General features: G+C 60.4%; 16 protein-coding genes. 8 read left to right on the plus strand and 8 right to left on the minus strand.

What is annotated here, in order from left to right; translation table 11 throughout:
• Nucleotides 1-7: 7 nt before the first annotated feature.
• Complete coding sequence (glpD, locus tag UN63_RS02005) at nt 8-1,513, minus strand: glycerol-3-phosphate dehydrogenase (RefSeq protein ID WP_104485113.1); 1,506 nt, start codon at nt 1,511-1,513, stop codon at nt 8-10.
• A gap of 530 nt (nt 1,514-2,043) precedes the next feature.
• Between glpD and UN63_RS02010 the strand changes: the two genes are divergently transcribed.
• From UN63_RS02010 to UN63_RS02020, 3 genes are read left to right on the plus strand one after another with little or no spacing between them, the layout of a single operon-like run.
• Nucleotides 2,044-6,219 (plus strand): ATP-binding protein, encoded by a 4,176-nt coding sequence (locus tag UN63_RS02010; protein WP_181068145.1) that lies wholly within the window; start codon nt 2,044-2,046, stop codon nt 6,217-6,219.
• 35 nt (nt 6,220-6,254) lie between these two features.
• Nucleotides 6,255-7,463 (plus strand): EAL domain-containing response regulator, encoded by a 1,209-nt coding sequence (locus UN63_RS02015; protein ID WP_104485115.1) that lies wholly within the window; start codon nt 6,255-6,257, stop codon nt 7,461-7,463.
• Nucleotides 7,464-7,467: 4 nt separating this feature from the next.
• The gene (locus tag UN63_RS02020) at nt 7,468-10,701 is read left to right on the plus strand and encodes an ATP-binding protein (RefSeq protein ID WP_104485116.1); all 3,234 of its coding nucleotides are present in this window, start codon (nt 7,468-7,470) and stop codon (nt 10,699-10,701) included.
• Nucleotides 10,702-10,884: 183 nt separating this feature from the next.
• Here the strand turns inward: UN63_RS02020 and glpK are convergent, their stop codons facing one another.
• Both glpK and mepA read right to left on the minus strand, forming a co-directional pair.
• Nucleotides 10,885-12,384: a glycerol kinase GlpK gene (gene glpK, locus UN63_RS02025; protein ID WP_104485117.1), complete on the minus strand. Its 1,500-nt coding sequence runs from the start codon at nt 12,382-12,384 to the stop codon at nt 10,885-10,887.
• Nucleotides 12,385-12,438: 54 nt separating this feature from the next.
• Nucleotides 12,439-13,209, minus strand: a complete 771-nt coding sequence (gene mepA, locus UN63_RS02030) for a penicillin-insensitive murein endopeptidase (RefSeq protein ID WP_104485118.1) — start codon at nt 13,207-13,209, stop codon at nt 12,439-12,441.
• 95 nt (nt 13,210-13,304) lie between these two features.
• Here mepA and UN63_RS02035 point away from each other — a divergent pair, with 95 nt between their 5' ends.
• Entirely contained in the window at nt 13,305-13,919 is a 615-nt protein-coding gene (locus UN63_RS02035) for a hypothetical protein (RefSeq protein WP_104485119.1), read from the plus strand.
• 150 nt (nt 13,920-14,069) lie between these two features.
• Here the strand turns inward: UN63_RS02035 and UN63_RS02040 are convergent, their stop codons facing one another.
• The 4 genes from UN63_RS02040 to UN63_RS02055 all read right to left on the minus strand — a co-directional run bounded on the left by UN63_RS02040 (nt 14,070) and on the right by UN63_RS02055 (nt 18,342).
• Complete coding sequence (locus UN63_RS02040; RefSeq protein ID WP_104485120.1) at nt 14,070-14,702, minus strand: MBL fold metallo-hydrolase; 633 nt, start codon at nt 14,700-14,702, stop codon at nt 14,070-14,072.
• A gap of 31 nt (nt 14,703-14,733) precedes the next feature.
• Nucleotides 14,734-15,822 (minus strand): tRNA 2-selenouridine(34) synthase MnmH, encoded by a 1,089-nt coding sequence (mnmH, locus tag UN63_RS02045; RefSeq protein WP_104485121.1) that lies wholly within the window; start codon nt 15,820-15,822, stop codon nt 14,734-14,736.
• A gap of 10 nt (nt 15,823-15,832) precedes the next feature.
• Entirely contained in the window at nt 15,833-16,870 is a 1,038-nt protein-coding gene (gene selD, locus UN63_RS02050) for a selenide, water dikinase SelD (protein ID WP_104485122.1), read from the minus strand.
• A gap of 278 nt (nt 16,871-17,148) precedes the next feature.
• Entirely contained in the window at nt 17,149-18,342 is a 1,194-nt protein-coding gene (locus UN63_RS02055; RefSeq protein ID WP_104485123.1) for a class I SAM-dependent methyltransferase, read from the minus strand.
• A gap of 75 nt (nt 18,343-18,417) precedes the next feature.
• Here UN63_RS02055 and yccX point away from each other — a divergent pair, with 75 nt between their 5' ends.
• Nucleotides 18,418-18,690 (plus strand): acylphosphatase, encoded by a 273-nt coding sequence (yccX, locus tag UN63_RS02060; RefSeq protein ID WP_104485124.1) that lies wholly within the window; start codon nt 18,418-18,420, stop codon nt 18,688-18,690.
• Nucleotides 18,691-18,740: 50 nt separating this feature from the next.
• On the opposite strand, the gene UN63_RS02065 is transcribed toward yccX, so the two are convergent.
• Nucleotides 18,741-20,261 (minus strand): fumarate hydratase, encoded by a 1,521-nt coding sequence (locus UN63_RS02065; RefSeq protein ID WP_104485125.1) that lies wholly within the window; start codon nt 20,259-20,261, stop codon nt 18,741-18,743.
• A gap of 126 nt (nt 20,262-20,387) precedes the next feature.
• Between UN63_RS02065 and pabB the strand changes: the two genes are divergently transcribed.
• From pabB to UN63_RS02080, 3 genes are all read left to right on the plus strand, one after another.
• Nucleotides 20,388-21,764 (plus strand): aminodeoxychorismate synthase component I, encoded by a 1,377-nt coding sequence (pabB, locus tag UN63_RS02070; protein ID WP_104485136.1) that lies wholly within the window; start codon nt 20,388-20,390, stop codon nt 21,762-21,764.
• Complete coding sequence (locus UN63_RS02075) at nt 21,761-22,324, plus strand: CoA pyrophosphatase (RefSeq protein WP_104485126.1); 564 nt, start codon at nt 21,761-21,763, stop codon at nt 22,322-22,324. Before pabB ends, UN63_RS02075 begins: the two co-directional genes overlap by 4 nt.
• 191 nt (nt 22,325-22,515) lie before the next feature.
• On the plus strand, nt 22,516-23,350 hold an 835-nt coding region (locus UN63_RS02080), incomplete at its 3' end, for a serine dehydratase beta chain (RefSeq protein WP_181068146.1).

Here is a 23,350-nt window from a genome sequence, read left to right on the forward strand (position 1 = left end):
TGCCGATTTAATCTGCGGGCGCTGCCTGGTGTGCCTGCAGGTAGTGTTGCAGGCGCTTTCGTTCGTCGTCCTGCAGTTCAAGGCCCAGCTTGGTGCGGCGCCAGAGAATATCGTCTGCCGTGGTGGCCCACTCGTGCTCCATCAGGTAATCCACTTCCTTGCGGTACAGATGGTTGCCGAAGGCTTCACCCAGGTCGTCCAGCTGCTCGCACCCCTGTAAAAAACGGTGGCACAAGGTGCCGTAACTGCGCACAAAGCGGTGTAGCAGGGCGTCGGGCAGCCAGGGATAATGCTGATGCAACGCCTCGGCCAGCCGGGCTTGTGTGCTGAAATTGCCGCCGGGCAGCACGGCGTTGTGGGTCCAGGCCGGGCCGGCTTCGGGAAAAAACCGGCTGAGCGTGCCGGTGGCGGCGTCGGCCAGCAGGCGGTAGGTGGTGAGTTTGCCGCCGAACACCGACAGCAGCGGGGCCTCGTGCTCGGGCGCATCCAGCTCCAGCGTATAATCCCGAGAGGCTTTCTGTGCCTCGCCCCCTTCTCCGTTCATCAAAGGGCGCACGCCAGAATAGCGCCACACGACATCCGCCGGGCTTATCTGCCGTTTGAAATAGCCGTTAACCAGGTGACACAGATAATCCACCTCGTCATCGTCGATGGCGACTTCGGCCGGATCCCCCTCGTAGTCCACGTCTGTGGTGCCGATCAGCGAGAATCGGTCCTGATAGGGGAGCACGAACACGATGCGCTGATCGTCATTTTGCAGGATATAGGCCTCGGGGCCGTCGTGCAGCTGCGGCACCAGAATATGGCTGCCCTTGACCAGCCGCAGTTGCCTGGGGGAGGGCATGGTCATGGTGTCGGCAAAGAGCGAGCTGGCCCAGGGGCCGGCGGCATTGACCAGCGCCCGACTGCGGCACTGTTGCCGCTCGCCGGTGACGGTATTTTGCAGCGTCAGGTGCCAGAGACCTTCTTTACGCCGGGCCCTGATGCAACGGGTACGGGTCCTGATCTCGGCGCCGCGATCAAAGGCGGCCAGGGCGCACAGCACCACCAGCCGGGCATCGTCCACCCAGCCGTCGGAATACTCGAAGCCTTTGGTGATCTGTGGCTGCAAGGGACTGTCGGCCCCAAAACGAATGGCGCAGGAGCCGGGCAGGTGTCTGTGCCGGGCGAGGTGGTCGTAGAGGAAGAGACCGGCGCGGATCATCCAGGCCGGACGCAGGTGCGGGCGGTGAGGCAGACGAAAACGCAGCGGCCACATGATGTGGGGGGCGTTTTGCAGCAATAACTCGCGCTCGGTCAGCGCCTTTTTGACCAGACCGAATTCGTAATGCTCCAGATAGCGGAGACCACCATGAACAAGCTTGCTGCTGTTTGACGAGGTGGCCGAGGCCAGATCGTTCATTTCGCACAATTTCACCGTCAGGCCGCGACCCGCGGCATCCATGGCGATGCCGGTGCCGTTGACGCCACCGCCGATCACCAGCACATCGAAAAGAGGGGAGTCCGTTGTCATCTTGCTCCTTATACCCATACCACTAAACAAGGGATCACTTTTATAGCAGTGTAAACGTCGGACAACGAGCTCGCTCGGCCGGCACGCCGTACATACATCCCTTCGTCTTCCCTGATGCACCGGCGTTGTCTCTGGAACCGGACGCCTCAATATGATCAGATACTTAATTAAAGTGGTATTACTTCTTCTTTGTCGCTGATGTAACGCCGACTGTTTGTTTACCGGTATTTAACAGCCGGTCACTGAGTAGTCTGGCCATGCGGTTGCCGGTGCAGCCAAACAATATGTTATTAACCTTAACAAGTTTAGTGTTTTCAAATAAATATATGCGCGTGATTCGGGAGGAATGAAGCTATCTACTATTTATGGGAGGTGCCGCGGTATTAAGCGTATTAATCCGTAATTGAATCTATTACTCTATGCACTTAATTTTTAATCAGCCCCCTTTTTGTATTTTTTGCCCCGGAGCTTCCTGTTATATGCGTGTTCCCTTATCTTCATCCGTCCCCTCGGATGCGGATTCTCTTGATATGCACCGCAAGAAACACAGCCTGTGGCAAGGGATATTGTTACAGGCGCTGATGTATGTCTGTCTGGCACAGCTGACGCTGTGGCTGGTCGACCCCGCCATGTTCTCATTAACCTATGCTCTGCCCCTGTGGCCGCCGGCGGGGGCCGCGCTGGTCGGGCTCATGGTGTGGGGGCCGCGCAGTTGGCCGGGGATCTGGCTGGGAGGCTGCGGCTCTTCCATGCTCCTGCTCATATCGGATAGTGCTTTGTCTCCCGAACTGGTCGGGCTGGCGATGGTGATTGGTCTGGGTAAGAGCCTGCAGGCCTGGGTGGCCTTTCGGCTGATCCAACCTTATTTCGATACCCGGGCCCGTTTCGAACGGGCATCGGGCCTCTGTTCCCTGCTGATATTGGCTGCTCCCCTGACGAGCGTGATTTCGGCCACCATTGTCACGGCTGGTTTTTATTTTTTGCAGGCACAGTCCCTGGCGGAGTTGGCTCCCCGCTGGCTCAACTGGTGGGCCGGCGACAGCCTGGGCGTGCTGTTGGTGTTGCCCTTGTCGGTGGCCTTTTTACCGGCCACCTGCCAGACCTGGCGGGCCCACCGCTGGCGGATTGTGTTACCGCTGCTGGTGATCAACTTCCTGATGGTGAGCGGCTATTACTGGCTGGCCCGCAGCAATCAGGTGTTACATCAGCAGGAAAAACAGCAAGATACTGTTCATATGAATACGGCGTTGAGTCAATGGCTGCAGACTCAGATGCGAGCGGTGGAGGCGGTGGCCGGCCTGCTCCATGCCAGTGAAGAGGTCAACCGGGAAGAGTTTGCCCGCTTTACTCGTCTGCTGCTGCGTGATGGCGATGATATCGGCGGTCTGGGCTGGGCCCCCCGGGTAGCGGGGGCCGAGCGCGCCGGGATGGAAAGCGAGATCAGGCAGAGCGGCCTGGCCGACTTCAGCATCCTCAAGGTCGATAATCAGGACCGGCTGGTGGCGGCAGCACCGGCTGCATATCACTACCCCCTGCTGTATTCGGAGCTGCGCTCGGGTAGCCCGGCACCGGCCCTGGGGCTGGACCTGGGTTATCACCCGGAGACCAGGGCCTTGCTCCGTCAGGCAAGAGACACAGGGCTGCCGGTGCTGGAGATCAGGCAGGCTGTATACGGTGCCGACCGTGCCCGCAACGACGATTACCGCTTGTACCTTCCCGTCTATCAAGCCGGGTTTGTGTCCGACTCGGCGACCCAGGCCGAGCGCATCACCGCCCTGCGGGGATTTGTGGTGGGTTTGATCTACCTGGATGACATCTATCAGCCGTTGCAGCAACAGGCGGCGCAACGGGGGATGGGCGTCGGTCTCATGCACCCGGATGGCCACTATCTGCCTTTGAGCGGCACTATACCGGAGCACCATCAACCCTATAGCTGGCTGAACAGCCATGTGGAATCTTTGGTTGGCAATACTCTGCGGCTGACCAGCTGGGATCTGGAGCCCTGGGCGCCGGGCAATTCAATCGCCATGAAGCTTTACCTGAGTGGCAGTGTGATTATCTCGTTGCTGTTGTCTGTCTATGTGTTGTCGGCGGCGGGGCAGAATGTGCGTATCGGGCGCAAGGTCGCCGCACGCACGCAGGCTTTAGGTCAGTCAGAAGCCAGGCTGCGGGGTATTATCGATGCCATGCCGGTTTTTGTGGGGGAAATGACCCCGGACGGCATCCTGGTGGAGCTCAACCGGGCCTCACTGGAGCGATTCGGGCTGCGGCGTGAGCAGGTGCTTGATCAGCCCTTCGAACAGACGCCCTGGTTTGCCCATTTGACGGCGTTGCAGGCCCGGCTGCGTGAGGATATCCGCCGGGCGGCGGCCGGTGACGTGGTGCGTCATGACCTTGAACTGGTGGCTGCCGATGGCAATGTAATGACCATGGACTTCACGCTGGCGCCGGTGATGGATGAAGGGGGACAGGTGGTCAAGCTTATCCCCTCGGCGGTGGATGTCAGCGCGCGGCGGCAGACCGAGCTGGCGTTGCTGCGCAGTGAACAGGCTCTGAGCGAGAGTAACCAGCAGCTGGAGCTGCGCGTGGTGGAGCGTACCCGTCAGCTACAGGAAAGTGAGCATTTCATCCGGGGCGTGCTCGACGCCTTGCCTTCTCATATTGCCGTGCTCGACCAGGAGGGGATGATACTGCAAACCAATCGGAGCTGGCGTCTCTTCGCAGTGGCCAATGAGGGCGCGGTGGCTGCGGTGAGTGAGGGGCAGAATTATCTGGAACAGTGCGATTATCAGCTGGAGCTCGGATTCAACGTTGCGACCCTGATCCGCGAGGTAGTAGCCGGGCAGCGAATGGAAGCCGGTTTCGAGTATGACTGTCATGGCCCGGAGCAGCAGCGATGGTTTTATTGCCGTATCACCCGTTTGGTCGAGGCCGGCAGGGTATGGGTGGTGGTCAGCCACGATGATGTTACCGACCGTAAGGTGGCCGAACTGTCGATTGCACAACAGGCAGAACAGCTAGAACTCCGGGTGGAAACGCGGACCGCCGAACTCCAGGTAGCCCGCCACGAAGCGGAGCGGGCAAACCGGGCCAAGTCGGATTTTCTGGCCACGATGAGCCATGAAATGCGCACCCCCATGAATGGCGTGCTGGGCATGATCGAGGTGCTGGAGCGGCAGAATACCCATGTCGGGCAGGGGGAGCAGCTTGCCATCATCAGGGACTCGGCAAGAACCTTGCTGAGCCTGATCGACGACATTCTGGACTTCTCTAAAATCGAGGTGGGCCGGCTGGAGCTGGAGCGACTGCCGCTGGCACTCGATCAACTGGTGCAGGAAGTCTGCACAGTATTGACGCCCATGGCCGAAGACAAGCGGGTAGCGGTCAGTTGTCATCTTGCCCCGGATGTTCCGCAGCAGATCTATGGGGATCCGGTGCGCCTGCGTCAGATCCTCTATAACCTGCTGGGCAATGCCATCAAGTTCAGTGCCGGTCGTCCGGCACAGCCGGGGCGTGCAGAGCTTAGCGTCGAGCTGCACAGCAAGGAACCCTGGTGTCTGAAGCTGATGGTCATGGATAACGGCATCGGTATCGCCCCCGAGCTGCAGTCCGAGGTATTTTCCCCCTTTGTGCAGGCCGAAAACTCGATTACCCGCCGCTTCGGCGGTACCGGCCTGGGCCTGGCCATCTGCCGGCGCCTGGTTGACATGATGCAGGGTGACATCAGTGTACAGAGTCAGCCCGGCAGAGGTACCACCTTTACCCTGATGCTACCGGTACAGCCGGTATCCGTTGCCGCCGTGCCGATGGCGAATGGGGTCCTTCAATGTCGGGGCCCCTCAACGTCGGCCGGGCATGGGTTGGCGGGGTCGGGTACTGGGTCGTCAACTACATCGTCAACTACATCGTCAACTACGTCGTCAACTACGTCGTCCACTGGGGCGGCGAGTGAACGGCGGGAGCATGTGATACTGGTGGCGGAAGACGATTCGACCAACCGAAAGGTGATCCGGCAGCAACTGGCCCTGCTGGGCTATGGTGCTGTCGTGACCGAAAATGGTGATCAGGCACTGCAGCAGTGGCGCAGTGGCGGCTTTTCGCTGCTGCTGACCGATCTGCATATGCCGGGAATGGATGGTTATCAGCTGGCGTCGGCCATCCGCCGGGAAGAGCAGGGCCCCCCCATGCCTATCCTGGCCTTGACGGCCGACCTGTTAGGCGTCAGGATGCATAAAAATTCAGACCTGAACGATTATCTGACCAAACCTATCGCGCTCGACAGGCTCAGCGCCATGCTGCAGCACTGGTTATCGGCGTCTGAGCCGCCTGCTTCTCTGGAGGCGGCTGACACGGTGGCGCCGGTGCTGGATATCTCTGTCTTGCATGACCTGGTCGGCACCGAGCCGGATATGATTCGGGAGCTGCTGACCACCTATCTGGATGGGCTGCAGGAGGCGGAGGACGCACTTTATCGCGCCCATCAGGATGGCGATCTTGCTCGGGTCGCCGAGCTGGCGCACCGGTTAACGTCTTCTTCCCGCATGGTCGGCGCCCTTTCCCTGGCGGAGTTGTGCGCGGCGCTGGAAGCCCAGAGCCGGCATCAGACACAAAGTGGGCTGGCTCCGCTGCTCAGGCAGTTTGAAGTACAGAAAAAAAAGGTAGAGGCTTCTCTCTCTGAATTACTGGCAGGAATGCTCAGTGACTAACAAACAAGAAAAGACGGAACGAGGCAAAGCCTGATATGAAAATCCTGGTGATCGATGATGATCCCTTTATTCTCAAGGTATTGACGCGCCAGCTGACGCTGGCCAGCAGCAAGGAAATTATCGCCTGTTCTTCTGCCGAGCAGGCCTTGAATCTGCTGGAGCAGGACGGTGGCGCTATCGGCCTGGTGATACTGGATCTGCAAATGCCGCAGATGGACGGCATTGAATGTGTACGTCACCTGGCTCATCTCGGCTACCAGGGGAGAGTACTGCTGCTCAGTGGCGAAGATGAACGTATTCTGTCGACCGCTCAGTCCCTGGCCAGGGCCCATGGCCTGAATGTGCTCGATGCGGTCAAGAAACCGATTTCCTTTGAACGACTCTGCCAGGTGCTGGCACAGGGCCAGGCGGCCCCCTTGTTGCCGAAAGGTAGCCATGGTGGCTTGTGCGACCCGGCCGACTTGGCCAGGGGCATCGCCTCCGGTGAACTGATCAACCATTATCAGCCCAAGGTGGTCCTCGCCAACGGGGCTGTGGACGGGGTCGAGGCGCTGGTACGCTGGCAGCATCCCCGGCAGGGCATTATCTATCCGGATCAGTTTATCTCGGTGGCCGAACAGCACGGGATGATCGAAGAGCTGAGCCGCTGCGTGATGCGCCAGGCGCTGAGCGATGCCCGTTTTTGGCGGCAGCACGGCCTCAGCCTCAATATCGCCATCAACGTCACCATGAACAACATCAGCTCCTTGTTGTTCCCCGAGTTTGTCACCCAGATGGCGATGGAAACCGGCATGCCGCTGGATCACCTGGTCCTGGAAGTGACCGAGAGCCAGTTGATGGCCGAGCCGCTCAAGGCGCTCGATAGCGTGGCCCGGCTGCGACTGAAGCGCATTGGCCTGTCAATCGATGACTTTGGCACCGGTTATTCTTCCCTGGCCCAGCTGAGAGACTTCCCTTTCAATGAGCTCAAGATAGATCGCAGCTTCGTCCATCAGGCCAGCCGGGATCCGACCCGCAAGGCCATTTTTGACTCCACCCTGGCCATGGCCGAGCAGCTGGGAATGAGTACCGTGGCCGAGGGCGTCGAAGATGCCGAAGACTGGGACTATCTGCAGAAGTTAGGCAGATGTCATCTGGCTCAGGGGTATTTTATTGCCCGGCCCATGCCGGCCGAAAAAATAGTCGACTGGCTGCAGCAGTGGCACCATCGCCTTGAGGGGCTGATCGCCCCCCGGAAAAAATAACTCCATGGAAGATGAACACCTTTCGGTCTCCTCTGGCCTCTGTCACCCGATAGCGCCTCTCCGGCTACCTGCGTACCGCACCTTCTTGCGCGTCACCATGATAGTGCTGGGTTCTATGGCGCTGGCCGAGTTTGGGATGTGGCTGGCCACTCCGCCTGTATATGCGGCGCCGGTCTGGCCCGCCGCCGGTCTGGCCCTGTTTGCCCTGCTGATCTGGGGCCGACACTACTGGCCGGCGGTCTGGCTGGGTGGCTTTGCCGCAGACCTGCTGCACAAGACCTTGCTGGCCGGCGATGAGCCAACCCTGTCACTGGTGCTGATGACGGCCCTTACGGCGGTGGCGGCCACCCTGGGTGCCGTTCTGGGAGCCCGTTGGCTGGCGCCCCTGGCCGATGAGCGCCGTCTGGCCGAGCAGGAAGCGGAAGTCCTGTGGCGGCTGGTGCTGGCTGCCCCCGTGGCCTGTACCCTGTCGGCCACCGTGGGCATCTTGTCCATGTATCTGCTGAACGAGGTGTCGGCCGGGCTGCTGATGGGGAGCTGGCTGACCTGGTGGTCGGCCGATACCCTGGGGGTGCTGATGGTTGCTCCTTTCCTGCTGCCCTTGCTGTCCGGTGCCTATCGGGATACCCCGGCCGCCGTGCGCAGGATGGTGTTTTTGCCGCTGCTGGTGATCATACTGGCGGTCATAGGCCTGATGCTGCTCGGGCGTATGGAAAAATCGGAGGGCAGGGAGCACATCAGGGTGTCCGGCGAGGTGCTGCATGAGTACCTGGATAACTATATGTTGCGTCAGCAGGAGGCGGTGTATGAAGTGGCCGATATTCTTGCCGCCGACCATGAGCTGGGTCAGCGCGAGTTTACCCGGTTTACCCGGCGGCTGATGGAAGGCGGTGTGGTGAAGGGACTGGCCTGGATACCCAGGGTGGCGGAGACAGATCGTGACGTCTTCGAGTCAATAGTCCGCCGACGTGGCTGGCCAGAGTTCCGGCTGCAGGAGCGTAATGCCGGGGGGGAGCTTATCGCGGCCCTATCCCGCACCGACTATTTTCCGATTACCTTCTTCGTTTCGGACTCGGAATATACTCCCGTGATCGGAACCGATATGGGCGCCGATGCGAATTGTCGGGCGCTCTTGGAACAGGCGGCCGCCAGCGGTCAGCCGGTTCTAAAACAATGGAAAAAGACTTTGCATGGTGACTCGCAGGACACTTGGCGGCTGTTTGTGCCCGTGTACCGGCCAGGCTTCAAAACAGAACAAAACACAGCCGAAGCACGACAGACGGCCTTGCTCGGTTTTGCTGTCGGACTCATTCAGATGCAGGATCTGGTGCAGGGGATCGAGGACAGATCTTTGCGGATAGGGCTGGTCAGCCGGCTCACTCTGATTGAGAGGGGGGCCGAGCCGCGGGTGCTGCTGGATCAGCGTGACGCCGTGCATGCCGGTCTGGAACCTGACTGGCAATTGCAGCCAAAGTGGCTTGGTGATGCCCGGTTTGTGATAGAAAGCTGGGCGCCCTTGCCCTGGCAACCGGGTCAGTCGCCGATGATGAAGTTGTTTATCCTGGCCGTGGTGATTTTGCTGCTGCTGGCGACGTCCTTCACCACCAACGTCACCGGGCAAAGCATACGTACCCGGCGCCTGGTGGCGGCCAGAACCAGTGAGCTGGAAGCGGCACGTCGTGAGGCGGAGCAGGCCAATCAGGCCAAATCGAATTTTCTGGCCACCATGAGTCATGAAATCCGTACCCCCATGAACGGTATTCTGGGCATGAGCGAGCTGCTGCAGCGCCAGCATGCGGAAGGTGACAGGCAGGAGACGGTGCACATCATCAGGGAGTCGGCGCACATGCTGCTGCACCTGATCGATGACATCCTGGATTTTTCGAAGATAGAAGCGGGTCAGCTGAAGCTGGAGCAGGTTCGGGTGAATATCCGCAGCCTGGTGGGTGGTGTCTGCCGAACACTACAGCCGATGGCCTTCGACAAGCAGGTGGATGTTCGTTGTGTGATTGACGAACAGCTGCCTGCCGAATGCTGGGGCGATCCTACCCGTTTACGTCAGCTTGTTTATAACCTGCTGGGCAATGCCATTAAATTCAGTGCCGGCCGCCCCGGGCTGCGCGGCCAGGTGCTGATCCGGGTCGAACGGGTGAATGTGGCCCCGCTGCGGTTGTCGTTGCAGGTGTCAGACAATGGTATCGGCATAGCGCCCAAGCAGAAAGAGGCATTGTTTCAGCCGTTTGTTCAGCTGGAAAGCTCGACCACCCGCCGATTTGGCGGTACCGGCCTGGGGCTGGCCATCTGCCGGCGGCTGGTCGACATGATGGGAGGTAATATTCGGGTGGCCAGCACACCCGGTAAGGGCGCGACATTCACGGTGACGCTGCCGCTGGCGGAGACGATGACCGGCCGGGTATCGGCGTTAGCCTGCGCCAGCCAACGGCAAGAGGCGACAGTATTCCCAGAGTCCGGTAACGGGCTGCGTATTCTGGTGGTGGAAGACGACTCGGTCAACCGCAAGGTGATTCTGCGTCAGCTGACGCTGCTGGGTTATCGGCCAGAGCTGGCCGAGAATGGCCGAGAAGCATTGCGGCGCTGGCAACAGGAAGAATTTTCACTTCTGCTCACCGATCTGCATATGCCGGAAATGGACGGGTTTCAGCTGGCTCAGGCCATCCGTGAGCAAGAGCAGGAGCAGTCGGTTCCCATCATCTTGCTGACTGCCGATGTGTTGAGTGTACAGGCTCGTCTGGGGCAAGATCTGGGGGTCGATGATTATCTGGCCAAGCCGGTGCAGCTGGATGTGCTGGGCGCCATGTTGCGAAAATGGTTGCCGGCTTCTCCACCGGCTCCGGCTGCGGAACCCGTGACCGCCAGCCAGAGCCAGGTTATGTTGGATATTTCGATACTGCACGAACTGGTGGGTGAGGATGATGCCGTGGTCACCGAGCTGTTGGCCGAGTACCGGGCTTCGTTGCAATCATTGGCGACGGACGTGATGGCCGCCTATGATACCGGGGATATGAACCAGCTCGGCGCCATTGCCCACCGCCTCAAGTCATCTTCCCGCAGCGTCGGAGCCCTGCCGCTGGCCGAGCTGTGTGCCAGTTTGCAGCGGCTGTGCAATGAAGGTGTAACAACGGGGCTATCGGCCCTGATCCGCCAGTTTGAAGCCAACCGTCTGCTGGTTGAGGACAGCCTTGCCCAGCACTTATCGGCACAGTCTCAGCCCTCCTGAAGCACCGGTATCGGCTGATGGTCACCAGCGGGTAACCCGGTGTTCAGGAAGAGGCAACAAAGAACGGCTCCCACGACCGTGAAATGCCAGGGATGGCATTTCCGAGCTTACATGGATGTACTCGTAGCGTGTCGTGGGAGACGGCTGTGTTGCCTCTGGTCTGAGGCCTCAATATGGCTGTCATCAATGCTCTTCCCAGTCTCGTGAACGCGTCACCGCCTTCTGCCAGCCATGGTAGAGGCGGGCCCGGGTATCCTTGTTCATCTTGGGCTTGAATGTCTTGTCCACCGCGAGTGTGGCGGCCAGCTGCTCGGTATTCTGCCACAGGCCGACTGCCAGCCCGGCGAGAAAGGCGGCCCCCATGGCGGTGGTTTCGGTTTGCCGGGGGCGCACCACCCGGGTATTGATCATGTCCGCCTGAAACTGCATCAGAAAGTCGTTGGCCACGGCGCCGCCGTCTACCTTGAGCGCGGCCAGTACAAGCCCGGCATCTTCCTGCATGGCGTCCAGCACATCGCGGCTCTGGTAGGCAATGGCTTCCAGCGCGGCGCGAATGATGTGATTGCGGTTGGCGCCCCGGGTCAGGCCCACCAGGGTGCCACGGGCATAGGGGTCCCAATAGGGGGCGCCCAGCCCCACAAAGGCCGGCACCAGATAAACGCCGTTGTTGTCGGCGACCTTCTCGGCGAAGTAGCCGGTATCGTCCGCCTCGCGGATCAGGCCCAGCTCGTCGCGCAGCCACTGAATAATGGCGCCGGCCATGAATACCGAGCCTTCCAGCGCATAGTTCACTTCCCCCCGGGCGCCGACCGCCAGTGTGGTGAGCAGGCCGTGGCGGGAGCTTACTTTTTGCTGGCCGGTGTTCATCAGCAGAAAACAGCCGGTGCCGTAGGTGTTCTTGGCCATGCCCTTGTTGAAGCACAGCTGGCCGAACAGCGCCGCCTGCTGGTCGCCGGCGATACCGGCAATGGGGATCTCGCCTTTGGCGCCCAGCCGGGCCTGACCGTAGATTTCAGAGGAAGACTTCACCTCGGGCAGCATGGCGGCGGGAATGTCCAGCTCGTCCAGCAGGCGTTGATCCCATTGCAGGCTGTTGATGTTGAACAGCATGGTACGGGAGGCGTTGGTGTAGTCGGTGACGTGCACCCGACCTTCAGTCAGCTTCCAGACAAGCCAGGTATCTATGGTGCCGAACAGCAGCTCGCCGTTATTGGCCTGCTCGCGGGCGCGCTCTACGTTGTCCAGAATCCATTTGATCTTGGTGCCGGAAAAATAGGCATCCAGCACCAGGCCGGTGTTTTCCTGCACATAGTCGGCCAGGCCCCGGGCTTTCAGCTGCTCGCAGATCTCGGCGGTACGACGACACTGCCAGACGATGGCGTTGTAAACCGGCTTGCCGGTGGTTTTATTCCACACCACTGTGGTTTCGCGCTGGTTGGTGATGCCGATGGCGGCAATCTGCTCCGAGTCTATGCCGGTTTTGGCCAGCACCTCGGTCAGGGTGGCACGCTGGGTGGCCCAGATTTCCATGGGGTCGTGCTCCACCCAGCCGGCGTGAGGGTAGATCTGGGCAAAGTCGCGCTGGGCCAGGCCCTGAATCTGAGCGACTTCATCGAAGATAATGGCGCGAGACGAGGTGGTACCCTGATCCAGGGCCACCACATAGCGTTTGGTGTGTGGCATGGGGGGCGATCTCCTTATCTAATCATCATGGCAGCATGAGCGGCCGCAGCACCCTTATCGTACCCATCCGACGCAAGACTTGGGCAGAAGGGGGCGAAAGGGCGTGCGTGGCCCGGCGGTGATGGCGCCGGCTTTATCGTTCAGCCAGCTGGCAAGCTCCTGGCCACAGCCGGTGCCGGCGGGCACCTGTGACTGAGGTTCACACAGCGTATCGCCTTTCGGACAGTGCAGCCGCACATGAAAATGGCTGGAATGACCAAACCAGGGCCGCAGCCGGCCGAGCCAGGGGGCCTCGCCATAGGCACGGCACATGGCTTTCTTGATCAGGGGGTGTACGAAAATACGGCTGACCCGTTCATCCTGTGCCGCCAGGGCGATCAGCTGACGCTGCTGGTCACGAAAATGGCGACTCAGAATGTAGTAGCGATGATCCACCATATCGACGGCTCTGATGCCCTCCAGCCTATGGGGGCTGGGGTGCTTGGGGGGCGGGCGCAGCCAGATATCTGCATCTAGTCCGGTCTGGTGGCTGCGATGACCCGATGCAAAAGGGCCGCCGCGCTCCATGGCGATATCGGCGACCAGTATCGGCGGCAATCCGGATTGTTGGGCCTTGAGACCCAGAGTCTGCAGGTAATCGATCAGCGGCGGCTGGCCATAGAAGCGTTCGCGGGCGCTTCTGATCACATAAAAACCGGGACCGGAGGCGGGCAGGGCCCGGGCATTAACCTGGCAACCGGCTGCATAACCGCCGATGGCCTGCGCCCACGCCATGGCCGGTAGCCATAACCATAATCCGAACCCCAACCCGAACCATCTGACCATTTCAGCTCTCTCCCGAATGCCCACATGACACCATTATTTATGGTTGCGGTTTTTTTTGCTAGGGTTGTGCCCCTTTTGACAGATGGAATACAAAAATGACAGTGCAGCGCTTACCCCTGCCGCAGGTGCTTGAACAACCGCTGGAGTTTGTGCTGAGCCCTCCCGCCGGGCGTTTTTATCTTACCCACTCGCTGGTTCTGCTGGCTAGCCTCTTGGCGGTGGGCCTGTCGTTGTGGGATGCACAAACCGGTTTTGGCCTGATCCACTGGGTAGGCCTGATATTTGGCGGCACCGTCTTGCTGCTGAGCCTGTGGCCGGCCAGCTGGAGCCGCCAGCGGCTGATTAACCTGGCGTTCGACAGTGAACATCTTTATCTGGTCAACGGCAGCGCCAAACAGACGGTTGCCCTGCCGCGCGAGCGGGTGCGGGCGGTCAACAAGGGCAAGTTGCCCGGCCACGACGGTGCCATTATCGCTTTTACCCTGGATCTGGTGCTGAGCGAGCAGGAGCTGGCACAAGTCCACGACACCCTGGGAACCCAGGCGGAAGAGCGTTTCAAACTCGATGAAGACTGCTATCGCTTCGGCTTCGTCGGCAACTGGCAAAACCGACGTCAATTGCTGGCGGCCGTCTCGGTGCTGGCCCCGGCCATCCCCACCCCCGCCGCCATGGCGGATGAGGATGACGATGATGATGATTGGGATGATTGATCTGTTGCGGTGGTAGGGTCGATTTCAATCGATCAAATGGCGCTGGTTTGCTCCCTCCCCTTGGCTTCGGGCTGTCAGCATGACTGCGAGGTGCAACGCAAGGGGAGGGTTGGGGAGGGGTTACGGCAGGATATCTGCAAGTTCAGCGCACTAACGCAAATAGGGGTTGTGCAGTCGCTCATGGCCGAAGGTGCTTTCCGGGCCGTGACCGGGTACGAAGGTGATATCGTCGCCCAGTGGCAGCAGGGTGTTGATAATGGCGTTGATTAGGGTGGCATGGTCGCCACGCGGAAAATCGCTGCGCCCCACGCCGCCGTTGAACAGCACATCACCCACAAAGGCCAGCCGCTGTGCCTCATGTACAAGCACCACGTGGCCCGGTGTGTGGCCGGGGCAGTGATAGACGGCCAGTTTCTCGTTACCCACGGTGACGGTGTCACCCTGCTTTAGCCAGCGGTCGGGGCTAAAGGCGGTCACGGGATCAAAACCGAACATCTGCACCTGTTGATCCAGGCCCTCTATCCAGAAGGCATCGTCTAATCCCGGGCCTGTCACCGGCACGTTAGTCTGTGCTACCAACTCGCCGGTGGCGCCCACATGATCCAGATGACCGTGGGTCAGAAGTATGGATTCCAGCGTCAGGCCTCGGTCTGAAATGGCCGCCAGCAGTCGCTCGGTTTCACCGCCCGGATCGATCAAGGCGGCCTTGTTGGTGTCGCTGCACCACACCAGGCTGCAGTTCTGGGCGAAGGGGGTCACCGGTAGGGTGATTCTGTTCAGCATTTATTTACGCTTCCTTTAACATAATGCGCCTTCAATACGCAGTCTGTGCTTCTGGCCGGTTGGCCAGCCACTCGGCCAGCTCCTCGGCCTCGCCGCGCTTGATGATACGGTCTTCTTTATCGACCTGATGACGGCGATAGATAGGGTCGTAATAGCGGCCGAGTAGCTCGGCGATCCACTCCTGGTGACCGTCGCTGCCAAAGCCTTCTTGCTGCTGACGGATGGCATCGGTCATCTGCTGCGACAATCGACGCCAGTCCTGATCGCCCAGTCGCTTGTAGAGGCGCTTGAGGCTGTCTTGCAGATAGGCCTCAAGCCGTTCCATGTCGCCGTTGAAGTGGCGTTGCATCACATCCACATAATCGTGTTGAATCTGGCGCACCCGCTGCTCGAAGGGGACTTCAAGCAACAGAATGGGTGTGTGCTGCATGCGCTGATAAAGACTCTTCGGCAGAGGGCAGCGGCCAATCATGGCGCTTTCGTCTTCCACCAGCCAGCTGCCGATTCCGGCCCGACGCTGCTTGAGGCGGGCGATGGCGAGTCGGTTTTCGAAGTCGATGGGCGTGGGCTGAGGCTCGCCCCAGTGGCCGAAGCTGGAGCCGCGATGGTGGGCATAGCCTTCCAGGTCCAGCGCCAGCGGAGTGCGGGCCAGCCAGTCGGTTTTGCCACTGCCGGTCAGGCCCGACAGCACGAAGCCCGGCTGTTCGAAGCCGGTTTCGATTTCCTGCAACAGATGACGACGCAGCGCCTTGTAACCGCCTTCGACCCGGGTGACCGGGCGACCGGCGTCTTGCAGCCACTGCTGTACCGTCTGGCTGCGCAGGCCGCCACGAAAACAGTAGATAACGGCGGTCGGATTCTGCTCCAGCCAGTTGAGCCAGCCCTGCAGCCGTTGCTCGCGAAGCTCACCCGCCACCAGTTGATGGCCCAGCTCTATGGCCGCCGCCTGGCCCTGCTGTTTGTAGCAGGTGCCGACCAGAGTCCGCTCTTCATCGCTCATCAGCGGCAGGTTGCTCGCGTGGGGAAAGGCCCCCTCGATAAACTCAACCGGGGCGCGCAGGTCCAGCAGGGGCACATCGTCGCCCAGCAGTCGGTCGTAATCGACGGTCAGCTCGGGCATTTGGGTTGACTCACTCACCAATCACCTCGATGCGATGTTCGCCGGCCGCGGTCAGTTCACCGATGGGAGCAAGTTGCAGCGCGTGTTGGGCGGCCAGGGTCAGGAAGGCGTCGACTGCGTCGGGCCGCACCGCCACCAGCAGGCCACCGCTGGTTTGTGGATCGCACAGAATGTGCTGCTGGCGTTGACTGAGCGGAGCCAGCTTGTGGCCATAGGCATCCAGATTGCGCAGGGTGCCGCCGGGCACGGCGCCGGCCTGCAGGTAATGGTCGATGGCGGGCAGCAGCGGGATCTGGTCCATCTGCAGCCGGGCGCTGACATTGGCCCCTTCGCACACTTCCACCAGGTGGCCCATCAGGCCGAAACCGGTGACGTCGGTCATGGCGCTCACGCCCGGCAGAGTCGCGAAGTCCTGGCCCGGCTTGTTGAGCTGGCACATTACCTCGGCGGCCAGGGTGGCGTGCTCGTCCAGCAAGACGCCTTTTTTCTGGGCGGTGGACAGAATACCGATGCCGAGCGGCTTGGTCAGAAACAATATGTCGCCGGCGGCGGCGGTGTCGTTGCGCTTGACCTGGTCGAGCGCAATCTGCCCGGTGACCGCCAGACCGAAGATGGGTTCGGGGGCATCGATGCTATGGCCACCGGCCAGTGAGATACCGGCGTCGTGGCAGGCCTGACGGCCGCCGTCGATCACCTGCTGGGCAATTTCCGGCGCCAGCAGGTTGACCGGCCAGCCGAGAATGGCGATGGCCACTATGGGGGTACCGCCCATGGCGTAGATGTCGCTGATGGCGTTGGTGGCGGCGATGCGGCCGAAGGTGAAGGGGTCGTCCACTATCGGCATGAAGAAGTCGGTGGTGGAGATAATGCCCATGCCGTTGCCAATGTCGACCACGGCGGCGTCGTCCCGGCTGTCGTTACCGACCACCAGGCTCGGGTCGGTGAAGCGGGGCAGCTGGCTGTGCAGTATGGTGTCGAGCACTTTGGGGGAGATTTTGCAGCCGCAGCCGGCGCCGTGGCTGTATTGGGTCAGGCGAATAGGTTCCACTTGGGCTTCCTTGGAGTCACTAACGGAAAGGCTCTATGTTACTCCTATTCGCCCGGGTTCGCATCCGTTGGGGAAACCTTCGGTATGCAGGCAATGCAGGCAATGCGGGCAAAGGAGGACAAAGAGCCTGCTCCGCCGACACGCCGTGAATACCTCCATGTAGGCTCGCACATGCCATCCATGGCATGTGACGGTCGGCTGAGCAGATCTCTTTGCCCTCCTTGATGCTACAGAGTCGTCTGTTGGCACTATCTGCATTCAGCAGGGTGATGGCGCCTTTACCAGGCTCGTACCACCAGTCCTTTCAGGTAGTGGCCTTCCGGGTAGGCGGTGCCGATGGGGTGGTCGGCGGCCTGATTCAGTCGCTCCAGGATCTGGGCATCGCGGCCTGCGTCCAGGGCGGCGTCGGCGACGATCTTCTGGAACAGGTCCTGAGTCATCAGACCGGAGCAGGAGAAGGTCAGCAGCACGCCGCCGGCATTGAGCAGCTGAAAGGCCAGCATATTGATGTCTTTATAACCGCGGCAGGCGCCGTTGAGCTGGGCCTTGCTTTCGGCGAACTTGGGCGGATCCAGTACGATGACGTCGAAACGCTGGCCCTGATCCCGGTATTCGCGCAGCAGCTTGAATACATCGGCCTGCTCGAAGCGGGCCCGGCTCAGGTCCAGCTTGTTCAGTTCGACGTTCTGCTTTGCCAGCGCCAGCGCCGACTCGGACATATCCACGTTCACCACCTCGGTAGCGCCGCCCTTGAGCGCGTAAACGCCGAAGGCGCCGGTGTAGCTGAAGCAGTTGAGTACCCGCTTGTCCTGACAGTAACGGGCGGCAATGCGGCGGTTGTCACGCTGATCCAGATAAAAGCCGGTCTTGTGACCCTGCTCCACGTCGACCAGGATGCGTATGCCGTCGTTTTCTTCGATGACCACAGGTTGCTCCGGCAGGGTACCGGCCAGCAGACCCTTGCGCTCTTTCAGGCCTTCTTTCTTGCGTACCGCCACGTCGGAACGCTCATAGATACAGGTATCCGGATACAGAGTGGTCAGCGCCTTGACGATGGCGGTGCGCCAGCGTTCGGCACCGGTGCTCAGCAGCTGGCAAACCACCACATCGGCGTACACATCGATGGTGATGCCGGGCAGACCGTCGGACTCGGCGGCACAGAGGCGGTATCCGGTGAGGCCCTGCTCTTTGATCAACGGCTGGCGGCTGGCCTTGGCCCGCTCCAGGCGACGCAGAAAGAAGGCCTCGTCTACCGCTTCTTCTTGATCGAAGGTCCATACCCGGGCGCGGATCTGGGACTGGGGAGAATAGAAGCCCCGGCCGAGCCACTGGCCTTTCTGGCTCAGGATCTCGACGGTATCACCGGCATTGGGCTGGCCCTGTACCTTTTCGACGGCACGGGAAAACACCCAGGGGTGACGGCGCAGAAGGGACTTTTCACGTCCGGCGATTAGGGTAATGGAGGTGGTCATAGGCTGGGCTGCTAAGAAGAAAAGGGGCATAATTCTAGGGGTGTACGGGATAAAACACAAACGGGAGCGAGCAAGATGACTGAAATCGCAAAAATAATCCGGGTCAGCGGCACAGTGCAGGGGGTGAGCTTTCGCTTTTACACCCAGTGCGAGGCGGAAAAACTGGGCGTGCGCGGCTACGCCCGCAACCTGCCGGACGGCCGAGTGGAAGTCTTCGCCGAAGGCGAGGCCGCTAAAGTGAGGCAATTGGTGAACTGGCTGAGGCAAGGCCCCGACACCGCCGTGGTGGGCGGCATCACCGAAGAAGACGTGGCCCCGGCCCACCACCACGGCTTCGAGACCGGTTGAAACCAACAAAGCCCGGCGTGGCCGGGCTTTGTTGTTAATTATCTGAATGTTCAGACTTTCATTTTGGCATCCAGCTCTTCGATTCTGGCTTTCCAGATGGCGGGGCCGGCGACGTGGGCGTTGTTGCCCTCGCTGTCGACCGCTACCGTGACCGGCATGTCTTCCACTTCGAATTCGTAGATGGCTTCCATTCCCAGATCTTCAAATGCCAGTACCCGGGCCTTCTTCACCGCCTTGGCCACCAGGTAGGCAGCGCCGCCCACGGCCATCAGGTAGACGGCCTTGTGCTTCTGGATGGAGTCGACGGTAGCCGGACCACGCTCGGCCTTGCCGACCATGCCCATCAGACCGGCCTGCTCCAGCATCATGTCGGTGAACTTGTCCATGCGGGTAGAGGTGGTGGGGCCGGCGGGGCCGACCGCTTCGTTGCCGATGGCGTCAACCGGACCCACGTAATAGATGAAGCGATCCTTGAAGTCGACTGGCAGTTTTTCGCCGTTGTTCAGCATTTCCTGAATGCGTTTGTGGGCGGCGTCGCGACCGGTGAGCAGCTTGCCGGACAGCAATACGGTTTCGCCCATCTTCCAGTCGGCAATGTCGGCGCGGGTCACGGTGTCCAGATTGACCCGGCGCACGTTCTCGCCCACTTCCCAGGTCACTTCCGGCCAGTCTTCCAGTTTCGGCGGCGTCAGCTCGGCGGGGCCGGAGCCGTCCAGATGGAAGTGCACGTGGCGGGTGGCGGCGCAGTTGGGGATCATCACCACCGGCTTGGAGGCCGCATGAGTGGGGGCAGACTTGATCTTGATGTCCACTACGGTCGTCAGGCCACCCAGGCCCTGGGCACCGATGCCTAACTTGTTGGCCTTCTCGAAGATCTCCAGACGCAGTTTTTCTTCGGTGGTTTCGGCGCCGCGCTCAATAAGCTCGTGAATGTCGACCGGATCCATCAGCGATTCCTTGGCCAGCACGGCGGCCTTTTCGGCGGTGCCGCCGATGCCGATGCCGAGCATACCCGGTGGGCACCAGCCGGCGCCCATGGTGGGCAGGGTCTTCAGCACCCATTCGACGATGTCGTCGGACGGGTTGAGCATCACCATCTTGGACTTGTTCTCGGAGCCGCCGCCCTTGGCGGCGATGGCGACCTCTACCTCGTTACCGGCCACCATGTCGATGTGCACCACGGCCGGGGCGTTGTCTTTGGTGTTGATGCGGCGACCGGCGGGGTCGGACACGATGGAAGCGCGCAGGGGGTTATCGGGATTGTTGTAGGCGCGACGCACCCCTTCATCCACCATTTCCTGCACCGTCATGTCGCTCTCCCACTGCACCTGCATACCGATTTTCACGAAACAGGTGACGATGCCGGTGTCCTGGCACAGGGGGCGATGTCCTTCGGCGGCCATGCGTGAGTTGATCAGTATCTGGGCGATGGCATCTTTGGCGGCCTGGCTTTGTTCTTTGAGATAGGCTTTTTCCAGCGCCTGAACGAAGTCCAGCGGATGGTAGTAGGAGATGTATTGCAGCGCGTCGGCAACGGAATCGATAAAGTCCTGCTTCTTGATAATGCTCATGGCTTCCTCATGGGTTATCGGTTAGCTCTGTATTGTTATAATCGCCGCTATGATACGCTTGGCGGCCCCCGGCTGGCCAGCCTGAGCGCCAGACGAGATGCCAAAACTGTCGAGTGGATTACATTAATGGAATTGCCTTTGCACATTCACAGCCAGCCGTTTTCCGGCTCGGTGCATGATTTCTTTTCTTCGATCGCCGAACAGCCCTGGGCCATGCTGCTGGAGTCTGCCGCACCCATGGGTATCGATAGCCGCTTTCACATCATCAGCGCCCAGCCGCTGGCCACCCTGGTGACCCGCGGTGAAGAAACGGTGATCGATCATCAAGACGAGTCCGTGACCTCAACGGCGTCGCCTTTCGCCCTGCTCAAAGACTGGCAACAGCAACTGCTGGGCGAGGTGGCGCTGCCGGCGTCTTATCAACATCTGCCCTTTGCCGGCGGGGCCCTGGGCCTGTTTTGTTACGATCTTGGTCGACGGCTGGAACGATTGCCGACGCTGGCCATCAACGAGCTGGCCACCCCGGACATGGCGGTGGGTATCTTCGACTGGGCCTGGGTCATCGACTGTGAACAGAGTCTGGCCCATCTGCTGGTGCTGGGTGACGAGTCGGCACTGGCGTCTCGTCTGGCCTGGTGGCGGGCGCAGCAGGCGTCAACACCGGAACCCTTTCACCTGACCGGTGCCTGGCAGGCCAACAAGACGGCGGCCGAATATGAAGAAAGCTTCAACCGGGTGCAGCAGTATCTGCAGGCCGGCGATTGTTATCAGATAAACCTGACCCTGCGCTTCAAGACGAGTTTCAGCGGTGACGCCTGGCAGGCCTATCGTCATCTTAGCGAGCACAACCGCGCGCCCTTTTCCGCCTTTCTGCAATTACCCGACAGTGCGGTACTGAGCCTGTCGCCCGAGCGCTTTATCGCCCTGGACGGTCGGCGGGTCGAAACCAAGCCAATCAAGGGCACCCGACCCCGAGGCGCCACCGCAGCCGAAGACCGGCGTCTTGCTCAGGAGCTGAGTGATGCGCCGAAGGATCGCGCCGAAAACCTGATGATAGTGGACCTGCTGCGCAACGATATCGGGAGGGTCTGTGTGCCGGGCACGGTCAAGGTGCCGTCGCTGTTTGCCATCGAGTCGTTTCCGGCGGTGCATCATCTGGTGTCGACCATTACCGGCGAGCTGGCGGAGGGGCTGGATGGTTGCGAGCTGCTGGCGGCGACCTTTCCCGGCGGCTCCATCACCGGCGCCCCCAAGGTGCGGGCCATGGAGATCATCGAAGAGCTGGAGCCACACCGCCGTCACGGCTATTGCGGCAGCATCGGTTATCTCAGCGCCCACGGCCGCATGGACACCAGCATTACCATCCGTACCCTGCTGGCCGAGCAGAACCGGCTTTATTGCTGGGCCGGGGGCGGCGTGGTGGCCGACTCACAGGCGGCGGCGGAATATCAGGAGCTGTTCGACAAGTTGGGCAAGATACTGCCGGTACTGGAAGCGTTATGACGTTGGACGAGCTGGAAACCCGCATCAACCTGTTGCCACCCCAGGCGGATCCGTACCTGCCGGATCACGCCTATCCGGCGGCGGTGCTGGTGCCGCTGTTGCAGGCCGAGCGAGGGCTGGAGCTGGTGCTGACCCGGCGCAGCCGTCATTTGCGCCAGCATCCGGGGCAGGTCAGCTTTCCCGGGGGGCGGGCCGACAGCACAGACCCCAGCCTGTGGCACACGGCACTGCGTGAAAGCTTTGAAGAAATCGGGCTGGCGCCGGAGCGCTGCCGCCAATTGGCACGGCTGCGGGCCCAGCACACCATATCGGGTTTTGCATTGACGCCCTTCGTCGGGGTGATCGACGGCCAGCCGGAGTTCGTGCTTAATCCGGCGGAGGTAGAAGAGTTGTATCGGGTGCCGCTGGACTATGTGCTGGACTTGCGCCATCACCACCAGTTTACCCTGCGTCGCAAGGGCCGTTGGCACCGGGTAGTGTTCATTCGTTGGCATGGGGTCTGGATTTGGGGCATTACCGCCGCCGTTATTCATCAGTTTGCTCGACAGATTGCCCGCTGACGGGCGATCCCCATCACAAATCCCTGTTGACCATTCTTGCTGTTGTTAAAATGTTGTTGGGTTATCTTTCAAATAATCTTACAATCATTCAATAATAGTTGAGCGAGATGGCCTGGTGTTGATTTCGCTCAACCTTGAGCCCTGTTCACCCCGGTTATATTTTGTAACCTAAGTTTGTTTTGGAGTCTGCCATGATCAGCGTTTTCGATATGTTCAGTATTGGTATCGGTCCTTCCTCTTCCCATACCGTGGGGCCGATGCGGGCGGCGCATGACTTTGTAGAAGCCATGACAAAGCAGGACATTCTGACCCGGGTCAGCCGGGTTGAAGTCGAATTATTCGGCTCTCTGGGCCAGACCGGTATCGGTCACGGCACGGGCAAGGCGGTGATCCTGGGCCTGGGCGGTTTCGACCCGGAAACGGTTGATGTGGACATGATCCCGGGCTTTCTGGAGCGGGTCGAGTCCAGCCAGGAAATACTGCTCAACCAGAGCCATCCGGCGGCCTTTCCGCGCAGCGGCGCCGTCGTGTTTCATCGCCGCAAAACGCTGCCGCTGCACAGCAACGGCATGACCTGCCGCGCCTTCGAGGGCGGTCAGCTGTTGCATGAGCAGTCCTACTATTCCATCGGTGGCGGCTTTATCGTCAAGGCGGAGGAGTTTGCCGACACCAAGGCCAGTGCTGTTGCGGAGTCGAGCTCCAAACCGGTGCCGTTTCCCTTCCATAGCGGTGACGAGCTGTTGCAGCTGTGTCGTGAAAACGGCATGTCTATCAGCAGCTTGATGATGGCTAACGAAAAAGTGAACCGCAGTGAAGAGGAGATTATTGCTGGGTTGCGCAAGCTTTGGCAGGTGATGAAGGATTGTGTCACCCGCGGCTGCAAAACCGAGGGCATTTTGTCAGGTGGCCTCAAGTTAAGGCGTCGTGCTCCCTCGTTACTGCGCAAATTAAATAGCGAGTCCTCCTATAACAAGGATCCATTGAGCGTGATGGAGTGGGTGGATTTATTCGCCATGGCGGTGAACG

Origin of the sequence: Oceanisphaera arctica (genome assembly GCF_002936955.1) — a bacterium.
Taxonomy (GTDB): Bacteria; Pseudomonadota; Gammaproteobacteria; order Enterobacterales; family Aeromonadaceae; genus Oceanimonas; species Oceanimonas arctica.